The organism is Achromobacter sp. F4_2707 (genome assembly GCF_047501535.1).
Classification (GTDB): Bacteria; Pseudomonadota; Gammaproteobacteria; order Burkholderiales; family Burkholderiaceae_B; genus Yanghanlia.
In genome coordinates this window covers 133,508-155,201 of sequence record NZ_JAZDRJ010000006.1, presented here as the reverse complement: position 1 = coordinate 155,201, position 21,694 = coordinate 133,508, and the positions used below count along the sequence as shown (strand labels likewise).

At 58.2% G+C, this 21,694-nt stretch carries 18 protein-coding genes; 11 read left to right on the top strand and 7 right to left on the bottom strand.

Going from position 1 to position 21,694, the window contains the following annotated elements:
• Positions 1-411: 411 nt before the first annotated feature.
• Positions 412-3,744, top strand: coding sequence for an Rne/Rng family ribonuclease (locus VRY85_RS07845; protein WP_414598028.1), 3,333 nt, complete (start codon positions 412-414; stop codon positions 3,742-3,744).
• A 114-nt stretch (positions 3,745-3,858) separates the two neighbouring features.
• On the opposite strand, the gene VRY85_RS07840 is transcribed toward VRY85_RS07845, so the two are convergent.
• The 6 genes from VRY85_RS07840 to VRY85_RS07815 all read right to left on the bottom strand — a co-directional run bounded on the left by VRY85_RS07840 (position 3,859) and on the right by VRY85_RS07815 (position 11,646).
• Complete coding sequence (locus tag VRY85_RS07840; RefSeq protein ID WP_414598027.1) at positions 3,859-5,319, bottom strand: cryptochrome/photolyase family protein; 1,461 nt, start codon at positions 5,317-5,319, stop codon at positions 3,859-3,861.
• Positions 5,320-5,434: 115 nt separating this feature from the next.
• Positions 5,435-6,037 carry a nitroreductase family protein gene (locus VRY85_RS07835; RefSeq protein ID WP_414598085.1) on the bottom strand — a complete coding sequence of 201 codons (603 nt, stop codon included), beginning with the start codon at positions 6,035-6,037 and terminating at the stop codon, positions 5,435-5,437.
• 218 nt (positions 6,038-6,255) lie between these two features.
• Positions 6,256-7,140 (bottom strand): acetyl-CoA carboxylase, carboxyltransferase subunit beta, encoded by an 885-nt coding sequence (accD, locus tag VRY85_RS07830; protein WP_414598026.1) that lies wholly within the window; start codon positions 7,138-7,140, stop codon positions 6,256-6,258.
• Between the two features lie 57 nt (positions 7,141-7,197).
• Positions 7,198-8,037 (bottom strand): tryptophan synthase subunit alpha, encoded by an 840-nt coding sequence (trpA, locus tag VRY85_RS07825; protein ID WP_414598025.1) that lies wholly within the window; start codon positions 8,035-8,037, stop codon positions 7,198-7,200.
• Positions 8,038-8,053: 16 nt separating this feature from the next.
• Positions 8,054-9,253: a tryptophan synthase subunit beta gene (gene trpB, locus VRY85_RS07820; protein WP_414598024.1), complete on the bottom strand. Its 1,200-nt coding sequence runs from the start codon at positions 9,251-9,253 to the stop codon at positions 8,054-8,056.
• Between the two features lie 164 nt (positions 9,254-9,417).
• On the bottom strand, positions 9,418-11,646 hold the full coding sequence (locus VRY85_RS07815; protein ID WP_414598023.1) for a RelA/SpoT family protein: 2,229 nt from the start codon (positions 11,644-11,646) through the stop codon (positions 9,418-9,420).
• A gap of 97 nt (positions 11,647-11,743) precedes the next feature.
• Between VRY85_RS07815 and VRY85_RS07810 the strand changes: the two genes are divergently transcribed.
• Complete coding sequence (locus VRY85_RS07810; RefSeq protein WP_414598022.1) at positions 11,744-12,262, top strand: flavodoxin family protein; 519 nt, start codon at positions 11,744-11,746, stop codon at positions 12,260-12,262.
• A 50-nt stretch (positions 12,263-12,312) separates the two neighbouring features.
• On the opposite strand, the gene pncB is transcribed toward VRY85_RS07810, so the two are convergent.
• Positions 12,313-13,488: a nicotinate phosphoribosyltransferase gene (gene pncB / locus VRY85_RS07805; protein WP_414598021.1), complete on the bottom strand. Its 1,176-nt coding sequence runs from the start codon at positions 13,486-13,488 to the stop codon at positions 12,313-12,315.
• A gap of 240 nt (positions 13,489-13,728) precedes the next feature.
• On the opposite strand from pncB, the gene fdxA reads away from it, so the two are divergent.
• From fdxA to VRY85_RS07760, 9 genes are all read left to right on the top strand, one after another.
• Entirely contained in the window at positions 13,729-14,052 is a 324-nt protein-coding gene (gene fdxA / locus VRY85_RS07800) for a ferredoxin FdxA (RefSeq protein ID WP_414598020.1), read from the top strand.
• A 147-nt stretch (positions 14,053-14,199) separates the two neighbouring features.
• The gene (locus VRY85_RS07795) at positions 14,200-15,438 is read left to right on the top strand and encodes a polyhydroxyalkanoate depolymerase (protein WP_414598019.1); all 1,239 of its coding nucleotides are present in this window, start codon (positions 14,200-14,202) and stop codon (positions 15,436-15,438) included.
• Positions 15,439-15,555: 117 nt separating this feature from the next.
• Entirely contained in the window at positions 15,556-16,188 is a 633-nt protein-coding gene (gene rsxB / locus VRY85_RS07790; protein WP_414598018.1) for an electron transport complex subunit RsxB, read from the top strand.
• On the top strand, positions 16,185-16,826 hold the full coding sequence (gene nth, locus VRY85_RS07785; protein ID WP_414598017.1) for an endonuclease III: 642 nt from the start codon (positions 16,185-16,187) through the stop codon (positions 16,824-16,826). Before rsxB ends, nth begins: the two co-directional genes overlap by 4 nt.
• A 120-nt stretch (positions 16,827-16,946) precedes the next feature.
• The gene (locus VRY85_RS07780) at positions 16,947-17,720 is read left to right on the top strand and encodes an ABC transporter ATP-binding protein (protein ID WP_414598016.1); all 774 of its coding nucleotides are present in this window, start codon (positions 16,947-16,949) and stop codon (positions 17,718-17,720) included.
• The gene (locus VRY85_RS07775; RefSeq protein ID WP_414598015.1) at positions 17,717-18,427 is read left to right on the top strand and encodes an ABC transporter ATP-binding protein; all 711 of its coding nucleotides are present in this window, start codon (positions 17,717-17,719) and stop codon (positions 18,425-18,427) included. The genes VRY85_RS07780 and VRY85_RS07775 overlap by 4 nt, the downstream gene beginning before the upstream one ends.
• A gap of 81 nt (positions 18,428-18,508) precedes the next feature.
• On the top strand, positions 18,509-19,720 hold the full coding sequence (locus VRY85_RS07770; RefSeq protein ID WP_414598014.1) for an ABC transporter substrate-binding protein: 1,212 nt from the start codon (positions 18,509-18,511) through the stop codon (positions 19,718-19,720).
• Positions 19,721-19,815: 95 nt separating this feature from the next.
• A complete protein-coding gene (locus VRY85_RS07765) occupies positions 19,816-20,703 on the top strand; it encodes a branched-chain amino acid ABC transporter permease (protein ID WP_414598013.1) in 888 nt (295 codons plus the stop codon).
• Entirely contained in the window at positions 20,700-21,677 is a 978-nt protein-coding gene (locus VRY85_RS07760; protein ID WP_414598012.1) for a branched-chain amino acid ABC transporter permease, read from the top strand. Before VRY85_RS07765 ends, VRY85_RS07760 begins: the two co-directional genes overlap by 4 nt.
• The last annotated feature ends 17 nt before the right edge of the window (positions 21,678-21,694 follow it).

Sequence of the window (21,694 nt, the reverse complement as noted above, 5' to 3'; positions counted from 1 at the left end):
CATTGTACTGCCACACTTTCAGCTTCTGGGTCATTAGGTCGCCGGGCAGGCCCGTCACATGAAAAGCGGAAGAAAAAGATTCCCGCTACATGGCGAAGAGCTGGTTTCCGCGTGCGGCATTGAATTTCAGCAGGTTTTGTCATCGTATTTTTGCACCAGTCGTACTACCGTACGGCTGCGTTTCCAGTCATTTTTTTTATCGTCAACCACTACAGTGAAATTGACCCCAGTGCTGACTGAACCGCGCATCCGCAACCGGCGGCGCGTCGTGCCATCCTGACAAATCGGGGGGGCGTTGTTCAATCACGTCAAGCCGCCCCCTCCTCCCTCTGAGCATTCAACGCCCCACACCGAGTGACCCGCGGTCGTGCGCCGATTAACGGTGCGCCATGACTACGGAGAATCACCCTCATGAAACGGATGTTGTTCAATGCAACGCATCAAGAAGAACTACGCGTTGCCATTGTCGATGGTCAGAAACTGATCGACCTCGACATAGAATCCGCCGGGCGTGAACAACGCAAAGGCAATATCTACAAAGGCGTCATTACTCGTATCGAACCAGGTCTCGAAGCCTGCTTCGTCAACTACGGTGAAGAACGCCACGGCTTTCTCCCCTTTAAGGAGATCGCCCGCACTTACTTCAAGGAAGGCGTAGATGTCCGCACAGCGCGCATCCAGGACGCCCTCCACGAAGGCCAGGAACTCATCATCCAGGTCGAAAAAGAAGAGCGTGGTAACAAGGGCGCCGCCCTGACCACCTTTATCTCGCTGGCCGGTCGCTATCTGGTGCTGATGCCCAACAACCCGCGCGGCGGTGGTGTATCGCGCCGTGTGGAAGGCGAAGACCGCCAAGAACTGCGTGAGGCCATGGAGCAGCTCAATACCCCCCAGGGAATGAGCATCATTGCCCGCACCGCAGGCATCGGCCGCAGCGTCGAAGAACTGCAATGGGATCTTTCCTACCTGTTGCAACTCTGGAACGCCATTGACGGCGCTGCCCGCGAAAACAAGGCTCCCATTCTTATTTATTTGGAGTCCAGCCTGGTCATCCGGGCCATCCGCGATTACTACTCGCCCGAAATCGGTGAAATCCTCATCGACACCAGCGACATCTTCGAGCAGGCCACCGCCTTTATGAGCGTAGTCATGCCCGACAATGTCCAGCGGGTGAAGTTCTATCACGACGACATCCCGCTGTTCTCGCGCTTCCAGATCGAGCACCAAATCGAAACCGCCTATTCACGCACGGTGCAACTGCCCTCGGGCGGCTCGGTGGTGATCGACCATACCGAAGCGCTGGTGGCCATCGACGTCAACTCGGCTCGTGCCACACGCGGCTCCGATATCGAAGAAACCGCCCTGCGCACCAACCTGGAAGCCGCCGATGAAGTGGCGCGCCAGCTACGCCTGCGAGATCTCGGCGGTCTGATCGTGATCGATTTCATCGATATGGAGGACAACAAGAACCAACGCGCGGTGGAACAGCGCGTTCGCGATGCCCTCCACTTTGACCGCGCTCGCGTCCAGATGGGCAAGATCTCGCGCTTCGGGCTCATGGAACTGTCCCGCCAGCGCCTGCGTCCGGCCCTTAACGAAGGCTCCCACGTCACGTGCCCGCGCTGTACCGGCACGGGTGTGATCCGCGACGCCGAATCCAGTGCTCTGCACGTCCTGCGCCTGCTGCAGGAAGAAGCCATGAAAGAAGGCACCGCCGCCCTGCACGCTCAGGTGCCGGTCGATGTCGCCACTTTCCTGTTGAACGAAAAGCGCAACGACATCTCCAAAATCGAGTCGCGCCTCAAGGTCAACCTGGTGCTCATCCCCAACAAAGCGCTGGAAACTCCGCATCACCACATTGAGCGCCTGCGCCACGATGACCCGCGCCTGGATGACAGCAAATCCAGCTTTGATCTGGTCAGCGAAGCTGAACAGCCCTCTACGTGGGCGCCCGCTCGCGCCCAAGATGCCAAGCCACGCCCAGAAGCATTGGTCAAGAGCATTACTCATGCGCAGCCTGCTCCCGTTCACCAACCTAAAGTTGAAGCACCGCAAGCTGGCACTGCCCAACCCAGCCTGTTCAAGCGTCTGATTGGTTGGTTGACTGGTGGCGACAAACCCGCTCCCGTGGCCGAACCCGTCACCACGCCCCAGGCCGATAGCGCTACCAAGCGCGGCCGTGGAGGCGAACGCGGTCACGGCCAACGCGGCGACCGCAACCGCCGCCGCGAACGCCGTCCTGATGGCGAAGTACGCAAGGAAAGCAATCGCAGCCGCCCGCAGCAGGCTGGCACTGACACCGCTCAGGCAGCTCAGCCCGTAGCGCCGCAGGCACCACAACTCCTGGCTGAAACGGCCGACACAACCACCAGCAATCGTGGTGGCCGCGGGCGCCGTGGCCGGGGTCGCGGGCGTCGCACCGACGAGCACGGCAAGCAACAGCTCGAAAACGACGCTATCGCTCAGAACGAACAGGCTGTCAGCCCACGGGCGGACGCCGACCGTGATGTGGTTTCCACCTCTGCCGCCGCCGGCGTTGTGGTCGCCGACGCAGCCGCAACCACCCGCTCTGGGGCACGCAACGACACCGCCTCCGCAGCACCTGCCGCCCACACAGACGCCTCCATGCAACAGGCGGATGTCAACGCGGCAGACGCCACGGAGTCGCGCCACCCACAAGCCGAAGGCGAGGATGCGGATCAGGCCGAACCCGAACGCAAGCGCCGCCGCCGCCGCAGCCGTCGTGGCCGCCGCAGCGGGGAAAACACCGAAGGCCTGGCGCTAGACGGTAACGCAACACACGAAGATAGCGGCGATATTCCCGCCAGCGAAACGCCTGTTCGTGCCGCACAGGCCGACAGCAACGTGCCCGCGCAAGTCGAAACCCGCGCAAGCTCCGACGCAAGCACTCAGACTGCTCCGGCTGCCGAGGCTGTCAACGACCCAGTGCCCGCCGAGCAACCGGCTCAGGTCGCCACTGCGGCACCCGCCGAAGCTGTTTCTAGCCGCGTTGCCGCTCCTGCCGCAGCTGCTTCCACCAATGCTCATGCTCAGGCCGTCGAGACCGCCGTTGCAACGCCTGCGGCAGAGCCTGTAGAACCCGTTGCAAGCGAACCTGTCGCTGAGCTGCCGGTAACAACCGACACTCCGGCCACAACACAAGTGGAAACCACTGCTCCCGCCGAGGACAGGCGTCCTGCAGAAGCCCCCCAGGCCGTGATCCCCCAGGAACCGGAAGCCCCTGTGGCAAGCCCGGAAGCAGCCGCTCCTGCTGCAGAACCTGTAGCGGAGCCTGTGGAAACGGCTGCAACTGAGCCCGATGCAGAACCTGTCGTGGAATTGGCTGAACAACCTGTAGCTGAATCGGCTGAAGAGCCCATCATCGAGGCGGCTGTAGAGCCAGTCGTTGAAACTACTGCAGAAGCTGCCGTTGAACCCGTAGCTGAACCAGTCGGCCAGGCTACGGTCGCCAAAGCAGAAGTTCTGCCGGAAACAACCGTTGATGAGAAACAGGAACTTGCGGCGGCAGACACAGCCGTCACGCCTGAGTCTTTGAATGGCGTAGCGCCTGCTTCGCAAATAAAAGACAATCTGGAATCGGCGGGTTTGCAGCTCATCGAAACGCGCAATGTTAGCCAGCCCGTTGTTGCAGAAGAGCCGCCGGTTCGTCTGGGCCGCCCGCGCAAACCCCGCGCAGCCGTGGCTAGCGAGCCATTGCAGTTAGTGGAAACTCAGCAGGACTAAACCGCTGATCGGGCAGGCTAGGGAAACCACCCGCCTGCCCGTTTCAATTTTCCGCTTTTTCATATTCAGCACTTCAGTACACAGGCAGAGCGCGGCAACCTGCGCTCTGCCTGCCTAGGCCTGCTGATCTGTCAGGCCCGAAAAGCGCATCAACGTATGTTCGCGTGCCCGAGCATGGTCCACCACCGGCAATGGGTAATCGACCCCCAGGCGCAAGCCACACGCAGCCAGTACCGCAGGCTTCACGGCCGCAGGGAAGTGGATGTGTGCAGTCGGCACCCGCGCCAACTCAGGTAGGTACCGGCGGATAAACTTCCCCTCTGGGTCGAACCGCTCAGATTGTTTAACCGGATTGAAAATACGAAACCAGGGCTGCGCATCACACCCTGTGGACGCCGCCCACTGCCAGCCACCGTTGTTGGCCGCCAGGTCGTAATCGTTCAAATGGCGAGCGAAGAACCGCTCACCACGACGCCAGTCAATACCAAGATCTTTGGTGAGAAAACTCGCCACCACCATGCGCAACCGGTTATGCATGTAGCCAGTCTGCAGAAGCTGCCGCATGGCTGCATCAACAAGCGGGTAACCGGTACGCCCTTCACACCAGGCTTGCCAGAGCTCTGGCGCTTCATCCCAAAGAATCTGATCGTATTCCGGCTTGAATGACTGCTCCACCACTCGCGGGTGATGCCAGAGAATCATAAAGTAGAAGTCCCGCCACGCCAGCTCGGACAGCCATGTTTGAGCGCCGGCGCAGCCTTGGCCCGCCTGCCTTGCGGCTAATGCAGCCACCTCGCGAATGGAAACGGTGCCAAAGCGTAGATGTACCGATAAATACGACACCCCTTTCACGCCGGGGTAATCGCGCGTTTCGTGGTACTTCGCCATGCGGGGCAGAAATTCCTGCAGTAGCAGCCGCCCACCCTGCATACCCGTGGGCAAGCGCAAATCCCGCAGATTGCTGGGTGAAAAACCGATATCAGCCAAGGAGGGCAAACGTTCGCCCGCTGGCGGTGCAGCCAAATGGTGGGCGTAACGCTCCACGAGGTAGGGTTTGAGCTGGAAGGCGTCCAGCTTTTGCAACCACGCTTTCTTATAGGGAGTGAACACACTGTAGGGCTTGCGCTGCTGGGTGAGAACCTCATCGCGCTCCAACAGCACCTGATCCTTGTAATCGCTAAAGCCAATGCCAACCGCTTTCAATGCCTGAGCTACGCCCTGATCGCGTGCAATAGCCTGAGGTTCGTAATCACGGTTGGTTAGCACCTCTTGCACCCCGAGTTCCTGCGCCAGCTGCACAATGCAAGGTTTTGCAGGGCCATGGCGAACGATGAGCCCGCCACCCGCAGCGCCACTAGAGGCCGCCAGCTGCTGCAAACATTGATGCAGTTCCAACACACTGAGGTGGATGAATTCCACTCGCCGATCAGTACGGTCGGGCAAACCATCCAAAATATCGGTGTCGAACACGAACACGCAATAGACGTGCTCGAAGTGGCGCAGCGCATGATAGAGCGCAGCATGGTCGTAACAGCGCAAGTCGCGACGCATCCATACAAGGGCTTTTTTTCTCATAAGAGCGGCATCCTCATCACACACACACCTGGCACGCCACACAAAAAGGGCGGGGTTTGATCAACAATACCCCGCCCTTCAATGCTTTACACGCCTGTAGGCAGCAAGCCCTCTATTAGGCAAAAACCAGGAAGCGTTCGTCGTCGTTCATAAACGCTTTCTCGCCAAACGGCGCCTCGTTCGAGCCGAAGGGCATTTGCGCCCGCAGCGTCCAGCTGGGTGAAATCCCCCACTCTGCAGCAGCTGCGGCATCGGGCAGCGGGTTGTAATGCTGCAGGCTGGCGCCAATATCGGCGTTGGCCAGTGCAGTCCAGACGGCAAACTGAGCGATGCCGGAAGCTTGTTCTGACCAGACCGGGAAGTTCTCTGCATAAGCAGGGAATTTTTCCTGCAAACCTTTAACGACGTTCTGATCTTCATAGAACAGCACGGTGCCTGCTCCGGCGGCAAAGCCGTCGATCTTTTTGCTGGTCGGCTCAAAATTCTCGGCAGGAACAATTTTTCTCAATTCAGCCTTCACGATCTCCCAGAATTTTTCGCTCTGTGCGCCCCACAGAATCACAGCGCGTGAACTCTGCGAGTTAAACGAGGAGGGACTGATCTTCACGGCCTGCTGAATCAGGGCAGTGACCTCATCTCGACTTAGAGACAAGTTCTTGCCCAAAGCGTATTGAGTGCGGCGCTTGGAAGCGGCTTCGAGAAATGCATTACTGCTCACTGCATCATCCTTCTTTAAGAAATGGGTTAATAGGGTCGAAAGCGGGTGAAGGTCGCCCACGAACCATCCTGGGAAAAGCATCCCATCAGGCAGGTTAGCGAGTAAATGTGACGATTCACATACCGACAACTGGGCCGGATGCTCAACCGCCTTCAGACAAAGCAGCAATGCCCGCCGACAGCGCAGCGGGCATTGCGGGGAAAAGCCTCAGGCCTTAACTAAGCTTGTACGACTTCGTCGGGCTGACGCATCAGCAAGGCAAGCAACTGGGCCAGTTCGCGACGCATTTCACGGCGGTCCACCACCATGTCTACAGCGCCTTTTTCCAGCAGGAACTCAGCCCGCTGGAAACCTTCCGGGAGTTTCTCACGCACGGTTTGTTCAATCACGCGCGGCCCTGCAAAGCCGATCAAGGCCTTGGGTTCGGCAATGACGACATCACCCATGAAGGCGAAACTGGCCGACACACCGCCCATGGTCGGGTCGGTGAGTATGCTGATAAACGGTAGGCGTTCAGCAGACAAGCGGGTCAGCATGGCATTGGTCTTGGCCATCTGCATCAGGGAAAACAGGCTTTCCTGCATGCGGGCGCCGCCCGAAGCCGCCACACAGACAAAAGGCGTGCGGTTATCAATGGCCGCCTGCACACCCCGACAGAAACGTTCGCCAACTACAGAGCCCATGGAGCCGCCCATGAACTCGAACTCAAAACATGCCAGCACCACCGGCACCGCATGAACCGCTCCGCTCATTACAACCATGGCTTCGCTTTCGCCCGTCAGCTTCACGGCTTCGGTGACGCGGTCGGGGTATTTGCGACTGTCACGGAACTTGAGGGGGTCCATGGCGCGCGTGTTCTGGCCGATCTCGACACGGCCTTCGGCGTCCAGCAACGCATCAATTCGTGCGCGGGCATTGATGCGCATATGATGGCTGCAATTAGGGCAGACATTCAGTGTCGCCTTCAGATCTTCTTTGTAGAGGACGGATTCGCACTCCCGGCACTTGACCCAGAGACCTTCCGGCACTCGTTTATTGGCCCCGCTTTCAGCACCGTTATTACGGTTGATCCGTGGGGGCAGGATCTTGTCTATCCAACTCATTGTTCTTTCCCGAATATTCCCGGCTGTGCCGGATAGTTTGCAGCACCAGCGCGGGCGTTAGCCCAGCACCGCCCGGATTCCAGCGAGCCAATCAGCCGCCGCCTTGATGGCGCGAGCGTCGCTTTCCTGAGCAGACAGCCCTTCAGCCTGTGCAGCCTGCACCGCCTCTTCCATGGTTTCGATGATTTTGCTGCCGATGACTACCGCATCGGCGCATTCCGACACCTTTTTAGCGCTTTCCGGATCGCGAATGCCAAACCCCACCCCAACGGGTATCTTCACATGTTGACGAATGATACTCAGCCTGCGAGCGACATCGTCGGTATCCAGATTTCCTGCGCCCGTCACGCCCTTGAGCGACACATAATACACATAGCCGCGAGCCACTTTGGCCACGGCCTGCATGCGCGCGTCGGTAGAGGTCGGCGCCAGCAAGAATATGGGATCAATGCTGGCTTCATCCAGCATGGCGGCGAATTCAGCGATTTCCTCGGGCGGATAATCCACCACCAGAATACCGTCCAGGCCGACTTCCTTAGCGGCATCGACAAAAGCCTGCTGCCCCATGCGCTCAATGGGGTTGGCATAACCCATAAACACGACCGGCGTGGTGGTGTCGTTGCGGCGGAACTCAGCCACCATTTCCAAAACATGACGCAGCGTAGTGCCCCGGGCAATCGCCCTTTCGGCAGCACGCTGAATCACAGGGCCGTCGGCCATTGGGTCGGAAAACGGTATGCCAAGTTCGATGATATCGGCACCCGCCTTGACCAGCTCGTGCATCAGCTTGGGCGTGGCATCGAGGGAAGGATCGCCGGCAGTCACATAGGGAACCAGGGCCGTGCGGCCCGCCAAACGGGTGAAGGCGGCCTGCAGGCGCTCATTAGAAGCATTCATTGCGTTAGACCTTCCTTTACAACTGGATGCCGCCGTACTCGGCGACGGTGTGCATGTCCTTGTCGCCACGCCCGGACAGATTAACCAGAATGATTTTGTCACGCCCCAGCGACGGCGCCATCTTTACCGCCTGCGCAATAGCATGAGCGGATTCCAGCGCCGGCATAATGCCTTCAAAGCGGCAGCAATCGTGGAAAGCCTGGATGGCTTCTTCGTCGGTAATACCGGCGTAAGTAGCACGGCCGCAATCTTTCAACCAGGCGTGCTCGGGCCCCACGCCCGGGTAGTCCAGCCCGGCTGAGACGGAATGCGTTTCGATGATCTGGCCGTCTTCGTTCTGCATGACGTAAGTGCGATTACCATGCAACACCCCCACGGCGCCGGCATTCAAGGGTGCGGCATGCGCGCCTGAGTCCAGCCCACGGCCCGCCGCCTCGACCCCAACCAACTGCACATTGGGATGATCGATATAGGGGTAGAAGATACCCATGGCGTTCGAGCCGCCACCCACTGCCGCCACGATGTAATCCGGCTGGCCGCCGGCATCCGCCGGCATTTGTTCGAGGCATTCTGTACCAATGATGGACTGAAAATCTCGGACCATCATGGGATAAGGGTGCGGCCCTGCCACCGTGCCAATGATGTAAAACGTGTTTTCTACGTTGGTAACCCAATCGCGCATAGCTTCGTTGAGGGCGTCTTTCAGGGTGCGGGAACCAGATTCCACCGGCACAACCGTCGCGCCCAGCAGCTTCATGCGATAAACGTTGGAGGCTTGGCGGCGAACATCTTCGCTGCCCATGTAAACCACGCATTCCAGGCCGTAGCGGGCCGCCACGGTGGCGGTAGCCACACCATGCTGACCGGCGCCGGTTTCAGCAATAATGCGCTGTTTGCCCAAGCGCTTTGCCAGCAGAATCTGCCCAATGCAGTTGTTGACCTTGTGTGCGCCTGTGTGATTGAGATCTTCACGCTTGAACCAGATTTGCGCACCGCCGAGTTGTTCCGACCAGCGCTTGGCGTGGTAAACCGGGCTGGGGCGACCCACGAAGTGCTTGAGCTCGTAGTGAAATTCTTTGAGGAATTCGGGGTCGTTGCGATAACGCTCGTAGGCGTCCTTAAGTTCATCAAGCGCATGGACCAGCGTTTCGGCGACAAAAGACCCGCCGAAACGGCCGAAGTGCCCGTCGCTATCTGGTAGGGTGTAGGGTTCCAATTTTGTACTCTCTCGTTGCACGGCGCAAACCGCCGCGTATCACGGCACGCACGATAATCCGCCATTTTAACAGCCTCGGTGAATCTCTGAGCAAGCGGCAGGCGCGCGCCACGGCCAGCCGGCCCGGCTGCTGCAAATGAAGGCCCGTTGGCGCACCCGCCACTTTATATGCGAACCGCCTCCACACCAGTCAGCTCATTCAGAGCGGTCAGAATGCGTGAGATCTGCGCACCGCTTTGCACCTCGATGGTAAACACCATGTGAGCCAGAGAGCGTCTGCTCTGGGTATTGACGCTCACCACATTCAGGCGCAACTTGGCGAAAACCTCGGAAAGGTCGCGCAGCAGGTTGGGCCGTTCCTGCGCATGAATGCTGATATCGACCGGATACAGAGCATCTCCCGTGTCGCCCCACTCAACCTCAATGATGCGCTCCGGCTGGCGCTGTACCAGAGCAGCATAGGAGGGGCAATCGCTGCGGTGAATGGACACGCCGCGACCACGCGTCACAAACCCGCCGATGGAATCGGGCGGAGCGGGCCGGCAGCAGCGGGCCAATTGCGTGAGCAAGGCATCCACCCCGACTACCAGCACGCCACTTTTATTGCTGGCCGACGCGCTGCGGGCACCCTGAAGCTGAATCCGGCCCGCGTCCTCTTGCTCTTGCTGCTCGTCGCGCTCTTTTTGCCCGCTGAGCAGGTAATCAATTTGGCGCAGGCTGAACTCTTCCTTGGCCACTGCCACGTAAAGGTCGTCGGTACGGCTGAAACCCAGTTGCTGGGCCAACTGTTCCATGCTGACGGCGGTACGCCCCAAGCGCTGCAACTCTTTTTCAACCAGAGCTTGGCCCTGCCCGATACGTTGCTGCAATTCAATGGCGTTGAACCAGGCCCGCACCTTGGAGCGTGCACGCGGGCTAGCCAGAAAACCCAGTTGGGTGTTCAGCCAATCGCGCGATGGCCCGCCTGATTTGGTGGTGATAATTTCAACAATCTGACCCGTTTGCAACGGCGTGGAAAGCGGCACCATTTGGCCATCGACCTTGGCACCCCGGCAACGGTGGCCGAGGTCGGTATGCAAGTGATACGCGAAATCCACCGGCGTAGCGCCCACAGGCAGCTCAATAACGCGCGCCTGCGGCGTCATCACATAAATGCGCCCATCGTCCGGCGCAGCCTGCGACGGTTCGCTCTGGCCCTCGGGCGGCTCTCCGTCCCAGGCGAGCAACTGCCGCATCCAGCCCAGTTTTTGGTCATACCCAGATGTCGCGGCAGCCTGCCCTCCTTTGGTTCCGGCTTCTTTGTAAAGCCAGTGCGCCGCCATGCCGTACTCGGCAAAGCGATGCATTTCCTCGGTGCGAATCTGAATCTCGAATGCACGCCCTTCTTCATCAAGCACGACAGTGTGCAAAGAACGATAGCCGTTGGGCTTGGGCCGGGAAATATAATCGTCGAACTCATCAGCTACCGGCACCCAAATGGAATGCACCAAAGCCAGAGTGCCGTAGCAACTGCGTTCATCGGCCACGATGACACGCAAAGCCCGTAGATCGAAAAGCTCGTGGAACTCCAGACGCTTCATGCGCATTTTGTTCCAGATGCTGTAAATATGCTTGGGCCGCCCATAGACCTTGGCTTCGATTCCGGCTTCCGCCAGCACCTGCTGCAGGCGCTTGACGGCGGTTTCTATCAATTCTTCGCGCTCAACGCGCTTGGCCTCAAGCTGTTTGGCGATTGAACGATAGGTGTCAGGCTGGGTGAAACGAAAGGCAAGGTCTTCCATTTCCCACTTCAGCTGCCAGATGCCCAGCCGGTTGGCCAACGGCGTGTAAAGCTCCATGGTTTCACGCGCCAGTTCTACGGGATAAGGCGTTTTACTGGCGGCATGCCAGCGCAGCGACTGCAGCCGTGAAGCCAGGCGCATCACCACAATACGCAAATCGGCCGCCATGGCCAGCAACATCTTGCGCCGCATTTCCTTTTGGTCCTGGCCATGCGGGCCTTGTTCCGGCGCGGCGGTGCCGGCGAAATACCCCAGCCGCAGTAAACTGCGTGCGCCTTGCAGCAAGGTAACGACTGAAGGGCCGAACAACTTGCGTACACGCTCGATATCCGCCTGTGCCTGACTGCCTTCGCCGGCAGGCAGCATGGTCAGGATGGCGGCCGCCCGAGCCTGTGCATCGGCGCCGATCTCAGCCAGAATGGCCGCCACACCCGCAGCATGAACCGCCAATGGCTCGCCGGTATCGGCATAACGACCGCTAAGGCCTTCCTCGCCCCACTGTGCCGCATCGCTCACAAGCTTGCGGCCTGCGTCGTCCAGGTTTTTCTCGACGCGTTGGCGCCAAGCCGCGTCGAAAGGCGATGCTTCGGTAAGAGGAATGGATTGCTTCATTGTGGCTGCGGGAACGGACCTGAAAAAACACTGCCCAGCGGGCAAGCCCCTATACTAACGTTACCTTTGCCTCATTGGGGAGCATAACCTTATTCCCATGACAAATACGAACCCTGAACAACATCTGCTGATAGTCTGGCATTCTCGCACCGGTGCCGCGCGACAACTGGCCCAAGCAGCCTTAGAAGGCGCTCAGGCAGTATTGCAGGAGCTGGAAGCCTCTGATCGTGTGGGAATCGTCCTGCGCACAGCCCAGGACACCACAGAAGACGATCTTCTGAACGCCGCCGCCTATCTATTCTGCGCCCCAGAGAATCTTGCGTCACTAAGCGGCGCCATGAAAGAATGCTTTGACAGGAATTATTACGGCGTGCTTGACCGCATTAGCGGCCGCCCTTACGCATTGGCTATCTCAGCGGGCAGCGATGGCAGCGGCGCGGTGCGCCAAGCCGAGCGCATCTGCACGGGGTGGCGTTTGCGTGCTGTAGCGCCCGCCTATATCGCCAACACCGATGCCCAAACGCCCGAGGCCATCCTGGCGGAGAAAAAGCTGACCGACAGCCAGCTTGAACCCGCCCGTACTCTGGGCGGAACGTTGGCGGCCTTGATAGCCTGAAGCGCCCCCACAGCCGCCCAGCGAAAGCGAATAAGATCAAGCCGCCAAAATCAGACTGGCGGCAATTGGAACACTTGGCGCAGATAAGCTAGGTAGGCCGGGTCTTCGCACATGGTCTTTTCCGGTGTGTCAGACACTTTCGCCACCGGCTGGCCATTGCACCGTATCATTTTCATGACGATTTGCAGGGGCTCATGCCCCAGGTCATTAGTAAGATTTGTGCCAATGCCAAATGAAATACGGCAGCGCCCGGCGAAATAACGCGCCAATTCAATAGCCCGCGGTATGGTCAGGGCATCGGAAAACACCAAGGTCTTGGTACGCGGGTCAGTGCGGTTGGCGGCAAAGTGCGCCAGCACACGGTCGCCCCAGACGAACGGGTCGCCGGAATCGTGGCGCGCGCCATCGAACAATTTGCAGAAATACATATCGAAGTCGCGCAGAAAGGCATCAAGCCCATAGGTATCGGATAGTGCAATACCGAGGTCTCCCCGGTATTCGCGTGCCCAGACTTCCAAGCCATACACCTGAGAGTCACGCAGGCGGGGGCCCAGCGCCTGACAAGCCTGCAAGTATTCGTGAGCCATGGTGCCCAAAGGGGTCACCCCGTGCTGCATCGCCATCCACACATTGCTGGTGCCGGCGAAATGCTCACCCATTTGCGCCTTCATGGTGCGCACCACTTCGTCGTGCCAGCGCTTCGAAAAACGCCTGCGGGTGCCGTATTCGGCCACCCGAAAATCGGCCAGCGTCGGGTCGCTGGTAACCAAGGCCATTTTCTCTTGCAAACGCCGCCGCCCTTCCTCCCAGTTCGGATCTTTTTTTACGTTGCGGAAATAGACCTCATTGACAATCGCCAGCACAGGGATCTCGAACAATATCGTATGCAGCCAAGGCCCTTTCACTGAAATGGCAATCTCGCCTTCCTTTTCGCCCTCCGACACATGGATGGAGCGTTCGGGCAGATGAAACAGTTCGAGGAAATCGACGAAATCGCTCTTAATGAAACGCAGGCTGCGCAAATACGCCAGCTCTTCATCGGTGAAACGCAAGCTGCACAAATGGCGGATTTCCTCGCGGATTTCATCCAGATAGGGCCGCAGATTCACATTCGGCGTACGACACTTGTAGCGGTATTCCACCTGCGCCGCTGGAAAATGGTGCAGCACCACCTGCATCATGGTGAATTTGTAGAGATCGGTGTCCAGCAGGGAAGTGATGACCATTGATTTCGGCGAGTATGAATATACGGAAGCGCCCGCGGCGCCCGTAGCGGCGGGCTCTTATTAAAAAGGCAAAAAAGTACCATAGCACAGACCCCGGACAGTCGCCGCCCAGCTATTTTTCCAAGGCGGCCACGCCGCAGATGAACGCATAAAAACAGGGAACCAGACTGCTTATATGGTTGTTCCAGGGCAACATTTCAGGATTAGGTAAAATCCCGTAATTGATCTTGGAGCACCACAATGACTCATGTCGTTACTGAAAACTGTATTAAGTGCAAATACACGGACTGCGTAGACGTCTGTCCGGTGGACTGTTTCCGGGAAGGCCCCAACTTCCTGGTCATCGACCCTGACGAATGCATTGATTGCGCGGTCTGTGTTCCCGAATGCCCCGCCAACGCCATTTTCGCTGAAGAAGATGTACCAAAGGATCAGGTTCCGTATATCGAACTGAACGCTGAACTGTCCCCCGTGTTCGAGATGATCAACCGGTCTAAAGGCCCCTTGCCCGATGCCGACGAATGGAACGGCAAGCCGAATAAACGTCAATATTTGGAAACTTGAAGCGCATCAGCCCTTGAAACACAGGAAAACCCCTATTCCTGTCATCCCTTGTTAAGTTCACGCTGGCAGCATGTCGCTATCAAAGCTGTACTTTATTGACTGCGCGTACGTCTGGCTCGCAACTACACAGGACGGGAATAACAAAAAATGCTGTATGACCTTCACGAGCTCCAACGAGCCTTTTTGAACCCGCTTTCGCGGTTCACCGATTCCAGTTCGCTGGTGTTTTCACATCCTTACAGCCCTTTGGCCTACACGCCGGTGTCGCGGCATATTGCCGCCACCTATGAGCTGGTGCACCGGCTGGGCAAGGTTTACGAAAAACCGGCGTGGCAACTTGAGCACACCCTCATTGACGGCCAAAAGGCCGCCGTGACGGTAAACAACGTTTACTCAAAGCCTTTCTGTAACCTCGTTCATTTCCAGCGTGAGCTGCCGCCCTCTCGGCCATCCGACCCGCGTGTGCTGCTCGTCGCACCCATGTCCGGCCACCATGCCACGCTGCTGCGCGATACGGTGCGCGCCCTGCTCCCCAATCACGACATCTATGTCACCGATTGGGTCGACGCCCGCATGGTTCCGCAGTCTGAAGGGCCGTTCCATCTGAACGATTACGTTCATTACGTGCAGGATTTCCTGCGCTGGCTGGGCCCGGAAACGCATGTCATTTCCGTCTGTCAGCCCACTGTGCCCGTTATGGCGGCCATTTCTCTTATGGCCGCCGACAACGAGCCCTGTCAGCCCCTGAGCATGGTAATGATGGGCGGGCCGCTTGATACCCGAGAATCCCCCACCCAGGTCAACCGGCTGGCCACTACCAAACCGTATTCCTGGTTTGAAGACACCGTCATCCATCGTGTTCCGCCCCGCTATCCGGGCGCGGGGCGACGTGTCTACCCCGGCTTTCTGCAGCATGCGGGTTTTGTCGCCATGAACCCCGACCGGCACATGAAGTCGCATTACGACTTCTACCTCGACCTGCTGCAAGGCAGCGATAACGATGCCGAAGCTCATCGCCGTTTCTACGACGAATACAATGCAGTGGTCGATTTGCCCGCAGAGTTCTATCTGGATACCATCGTCACCGTATTCCAGGAATACCGACTGCCGCTTAAAACATGGGAAATCGATGGTCGCATCGTCGACCCGGCAGCCATATCCAAGCCAGCCCTTTTCACCATCGAAGGCGAGCTCGACGATATTTCCGGCCCCGGCCAGACTCGCGCCGCGCTTGATATGTGCAGCAATATTCCCGCCGCACGCAAGCAGCATTACACTGCCAAGGGCGCAGGCCATTACGGTATTTTTTCAGGGCGTCGCTGGCGCCAGACCATTTGCCCGAAAATCGCCGAATTCATCCGCCAGGCGCAGGTGTCCAGTTCGTAATGCGAAACGCAGGTCGCAAGCAACACAAAACGGGGGCATGCCCCCGTTTTTTTAAGCAGGCTCTGATCTTATCGGGCGGGAATCGGGCACAGCAATGATTTATTCCGAGATTTTTTGATGTCCGCTTCTTCACCTCTTGCCGACCGTATTGACGCCCTGCTGCCGCAAACTCAATGCACCAAGTGCGGCTACGAAGGCTGCCGCCCTTACGCCCAAGCCATGGCTGATGGCAAGGCACCCATCAACCGCTGCCCGCCGGGGGGTGTCGCGGGAATGCAAGCCTTGGCCGACCTGCTGGGGCAAGCGCCCCAGGCGCTGGACCCTACCTGTGGGCATTCACCCGATGCCTTGCACGTGGCAGTCATCGACGAAGCGCATTGCATTGGTTGCACGCTGTGCATTCAGGCCTGCCCGGTTGACGCCATTGTGGGCGCTAACAAGCTCATGCACACCGTCGTACCCGACCTGTGCACCGGCTGTGAACTATGCGTGGCCCCTTGCCCAGTCGATTGCATTGAAATGGTACCCGCAGGGCGAGATTGGACACGCACCGATGCCAATGCCGCGCGCCTGCGCCATCAAGGCCGGCGGCGCCGCCTGGAAAGCCAGCACAATGAACCCGCCGGGCCGACAGCCCGCACCTTGTCAAACAAGGCGCCCCTGGCTTCTCTGCCCGCCAATGAACCCGACAAAAAGAAACTGATTGCCGACGTGCTGGCCAAAGCACGTGCGCGCCGACACACCTCATGAACGCCGCCAAACGCACTGAAATTTTCCAACGCCTGCAAGCCGCCAACCCCAATCCCACCACAGAACTGGAATACGAAACCACCTTCCAGTTGTTAATTGCGGTGATTCTCTCTGCCCAGGCGACCGACGTATCCGTGAACCTGGCGACACGCAAGTTCTTTCCGCAACACGGCACCCCGGAAGGCATACTGTCGTTGGGCGAGGAAGGCCTGACGGAATACATCAAGACCATCGGCCTGTTTCGTACCAAGGCGCGCAATGTCATCGCCACCTGCCGCATGCTGCTGGAACTGCATGGCGGTGAAGTGCCTAACGACCGCGCCGCCCTTGAAGCCCTCCCCGGCGTGGGGCGTAAAACCGCCAATGTGGTACTGAATACCGCTTTCGGCCAACCCACTATTGCCGTGGATACCCATATATTTCGCGTCGCCAACCGCACCGGAATCGCCAAAGGGAAAAACGTGCTGGAAGTTGAGCGGCGGCTGGAGCGCCTGATTCCCAAACCTTTCCTGCAGGATGCCCATCACTGGCTGATTCTGCATGGCCGCTATGTATGTGTCGCACGCAAGCCAAAGTGCCCGCAATGCGGCATTTCCGACCTCTGCGAGTACAAATCCAAGACCCCCGCCACAAGCTAGGAATTTCCCTGAGGGGGTTTACCAGAAACCTATGAAAAACCCGCATAGCGGCGGCTTTCGTCTCCTTTCATACTGCACATAACTTGAAGATGTAACCACAATGCGTCCATGAGGCAGTGAATGGCTGATCACATACTCGAGACAAGAAATCTCGTGAAGGAATTCCGCGGCTTTGTCGCCGTGAACGATGTCAATTTGAAAGTCTGCCGCGGCACCATCCATGCCCTCATCGGACCAAACGGTGCAGGCAAAACCACCTGCTTCAATCTGCTCACCAAATTTCTCACCCCCACTGCCGGCAGCATATTCTTCAATGGCGTTGAGATAACCCACGAAGCCCCCGCCGATATCGCGCGGCGCGGCATAATCCGCTCTTTCCAAATCTCGGCCGTCTTTCCACAACTGACCGTTCTGGAAAACGTACGTATCGGCCTGCAGCGTGGCACTGGCATCTCCTTTCATTTCTGGCGCAGCGACAAAATCCTCAACCAGTTAAATGACCGTGCCATGGAATTGCTCGAAGAAGTCGATCTCGAAGACTTCGCCGACGAAACCACCATCAATCTTCCGTATGGCCGTAAGCGAGCCTTGGAAATCGCCACGACACTGGCGATGGAACCTGAACTCATGCTGCTGGACGAACCCACTCAAGGCATGGGGCACGAAGATGTCAGCCGAGTCACGCAATTGATCAAGAAAGTCAGCGAAGGCCGCACGATTCTCATGGTCGAACACAATATGAACGTGGTTTCGCAGATCGCCGACACTATCACCGTGCTCTCGCGCGGCGCCATTCTCGCGGAAGGCAGCTACGCGGAGGTGTCCAGCAACCCAGCCGTCATGGAAGCCTATATGGGCACAACCAGCGGCGAACTCCAAGGAGCCCACCAATGAGCACTCCCGCACTGGAAGTCCGTGATCTTCACGCTTGGTACGGAGAGTCGCATGTCCTGCATGGCATGAACTTCAGCGTCAACCAGGGCGAGGTTGTCACTTTGCTGGGCCGCAACGGTTCGGGCCGTACCACCACATTACGGGCCATACTGGGCCTGACCGGCTCACGCAAAGGTTCGGTGCGCATTCAAGGCACCGAGGCCATCGGCTTGGCCACCCACCGTATCGCCCATTTGGGCGTGGGTTATTGCCCGGAGGAACGCGGCATCTTCGCCAGCCTTTCTTGCGAAGAAAACCTGTTGCTGCCACCGTCAATCGGCACACTGGGCGGCGGCATGTCGCTGGCTGAAATCTACGACATGTTCCCCAACCTGTACGAACGCCGCCACTCGCCGGGAACCCGTCTTTCAGGGGGCGAGCAGCAGATGCTGGCCGTCGCCCGCATTCTGCGCACAGGTGCCAATCTGCTGCTGTTAGACGAAATCTCCGAAGGTCTTGCGCCGGTTATCGTCCAGGCGCTGGCCCGAATGATCACCATGCTCAAAGCTAAGGGCTATACCATCGTGATGGTCGAACAAAACTTCCGTTTCGCTGCACCACTGGCCGATCGCTTCTATGTGGTCGAACACGGCCAGATCGTCGAACAGTTGGAAGCCTCCGAACTTGAAGAAAAGCAAGAGAAGCTCAATACCTTGCTCGGGGTCTGATCGCCCGGGCTTACATAAAGAACAACCAACAACGATTTGAAGTCACGCCGGCGATCCCGGTATCACCAAGGAGACAGATCGATGAAGCTTCGCACCCTCCCCGCCATCTTGGCCGTGGCCGGTTTCGGCGCCATGGCCCCTCTACATGCAGCAGGTATTTCCGATGACGTCATTCGTATCGGTTTCATTACCGATATGTCGGGCGTTTATTCCGACCTCGATGGTCCGGCAGGTGGCGAGTCCATCAGAATGGCCATTGAAGACATGGGAGGAGAAATCAACGGCAAGAAAATCGAGTTATTGGTTGCCGACCACCAGAACAAGGCCGACATCGCCTCGGCGCGCGCACGCGAATGGTTCGACGAACAAAAGCTGGATCTCCTGATTGGTGGCACCAACTCTAGCACCTCGCTAGCCATGGCCGGTGTCGCGGCAGAAAAACAAAAGCCCTTTATCGCCATTGGTGCGGGCGCATCCGACCTCACCAACGCCCACTGTACGCCTTACACCATTCACTATGCCTACGACACGACTGCACTGGCTCGCGGCACAGGTTCAGCCGTGGTCAATGCGGGAGGCAAGGATTGGTTCTTCCTGACCGCCGACTACGCCTTCGGCCATGCGCTTGAGCGCGACACCGCAGCCGTCGTCAAGGCTTCCGGTGGCAAGGTACTGGGCAATGTACGTGCGCCGCTGAGTACCACCGACTTCTCTTCCTTCATGCTACAGGCGCAATCATCGGGCGCCAAAATTCTTGGGCTAGCCAACGCAGGCGGCGACTTCATCAACTCGGTAAAGGCTGCCAAGGAATTCGGCGTTACACCCAACATCAACCTGGCTGGCATGCTGGTGTTCATTAACGACGTCCACGCGCTGGGCCTGGATGCCACCCAGGGCATGTATCTGACATCCGGCTGGTACTGGGATCTCGACGACGACTCCCGCAAATGGGCCGAACGCTTCTACGAGAAACATAAACGCATGCCTTCCTTCGTTCAGGCAGCCGACTACTCTTCGGCTCTGTTCTACCTGAAGGGCGTGAAGGAAACCGGCACCGACGACGGCACCGAAATGATGAAGTGGATGAAGTCCAACAAGATCGACGACTTCTTCGGTAAAGGCGGTTATGTACGGGAAGACGGGCGCATGATTCACGAAATGTATCTCATGCAAGTCAAGAAACCCTCAGAATCCACACGCGACTGGGATTACTACAACGTTGTCGAGCGCCTGCCTGGCGAGAAAGTCTACGGCACCCTTGAAGAGTCCACCTGCAAGCTGGTGAAGAAGTAAACGCCTGAGCAAACACGCGCCCCACATTACTTTTTTGCGCACGGGGCGCGTGTTTTTGCACATGCCATCCGCATCATCATGGATCACCAACTGATATGACTGACCTCTTCGGCATTCCCATCCAGGCACTGCTCGGCCAAGTGCTGCTAGGCCTGGTCAACGGCTCGTTTTACGCAGTGCTGTCTTTGGGCCTGGCGGTAATCTTCGGCCTGTTGAACATCATTAATTTCGCCCATGGCGCCCTCTATATGTTGGGGGCATTTGTCGCCTGGATGGGCCTGGCCTACTTGGGCCTGAATTACTGGGTGATGCTGATCGTCGCACCCCTGGTAGTCGGCGCATTCGGCATCCTTCTTGAAAGAACGCTGATCCGCCATCTTTATAAGCTCGACCATCTCTACGGCTTGCTGCTGACTTTCGGCATCACCCTGCTGCTTGAGGGCATCTTTCGCAGCTTCTACGGCGTATCGGGCCAACCCTACAGCACACCTGCCGTGTTACAGGGCGGCGTAAACCTGGGTTTCATGTATCTGCCGATTTACCGTGCCTGGGTGGTGGTGGCCTCCATCGTCGTGTGCTTGGCAACTTGGTTCATCATAGAAAAAACCCGTCTTGGCGCCTTGCTGCGAGCCGGCACCGAAAACCCCAAGCTGGTGGAAGCCTTCGGTGTCAACGTCCCGCTAATGGTGACGCTCACCTACGGCTTTGGCGTCGCACTGGCTGGTTTTGCGGGCGTTCTTGCCGCCCCCATCATGCAGGTTTCGCCTCTTATGGGCTCCAACCTCATTATCGTGGTGTTTGCTGTGGTTGTTATCGGCGGCATGGGTTCCATCATGGGCTCCATTGTCACCGGTCTGGGCCTGGGCATTATCGAAGGGCTCACCAAGGTTTTCTGGCCTGAAGCCTCGAACACCGTGGTCTTCATCATCATGGTCATCGTCCTTCTGCTGCGCCCCGCAGGCCTTTTCGGGAAAGAAAAATGAACCGTCAGTTGGCAAGCTATCTTGTTCTGGTCATCATCATCGCGCTGCTGCCGGCCATGGGCGCCTACCCGATCTTCATCATGAAGATCATGTGTTATGCCCTATTCGCCTGCGCCTTCAACCTGCTGCTGGCCTATACAGGCCTGCTGTCCTTCGGCCATGCAGCATTCCTGGGCGGAGCGGCCTACGCTACCGGCCATGCGCTAACCGTTTGGGGTTTTCCCACGCTGCTGGGCCTGTTGTTCGGCACCGCAGTGGCCGCCGTGCTAGGCCTTATCATGGGCGCCCTGGCTATCCGCCGCAGCGGCATCTATTTCGCCATGATCACACTGGCCATGGCGCAGATGATTTTCTTCTACTTTCTACAAGCGCCTTTTACATTTGGCGAAGACGGCTTGCAAGGCATTCCGCGCGGCAGCATCTTCGGCATCGACCTGCGCGACGACCTCAACCTTTACTACCTGGTCTTGGTCATCTTCATCCTAGGCTTCCTAGTGTGCTGGCGTACGGTGAACTCGCCGTTCGGGCAGGTGCTCAAGGCCCTGCGCGAAAACGAAGCCCGCACCATCTCGCTGGGCTATGACGTCGCCCGCTTCAAGCTGTTAGTGTTCGTACTTTCGGCCACGCTGGCGGGTCTGGCAGGCGCCACAAAATCGCTGGTCTTTGTATCCGCCACACTATCTGACGCCACTTGGCAGATGTCCGGCTTGGTCATACTCATGACGCTTATCGGCGGCCTGGGTACCTTTCTCGGCCCGGTACTGGGTGCGCTCATCGTGGTCGTACTAGAAAACAAGGTGGGCGAATTCGGCCGGGCCCTGGCTCAATGGACAGGCATCGAATGGTTCCAGGTACTTGGGGAATCCGTCACCATGGTGATCGGCCTGATCTTCATTGTCTGCGTCATGGCCTTCCGCCGTGGCATCATCGGCGAAATTCTGCACCGCTGGGGTGGGCGCAAAGCCTCAGCCTGAAACGCCGGTCATGAAAC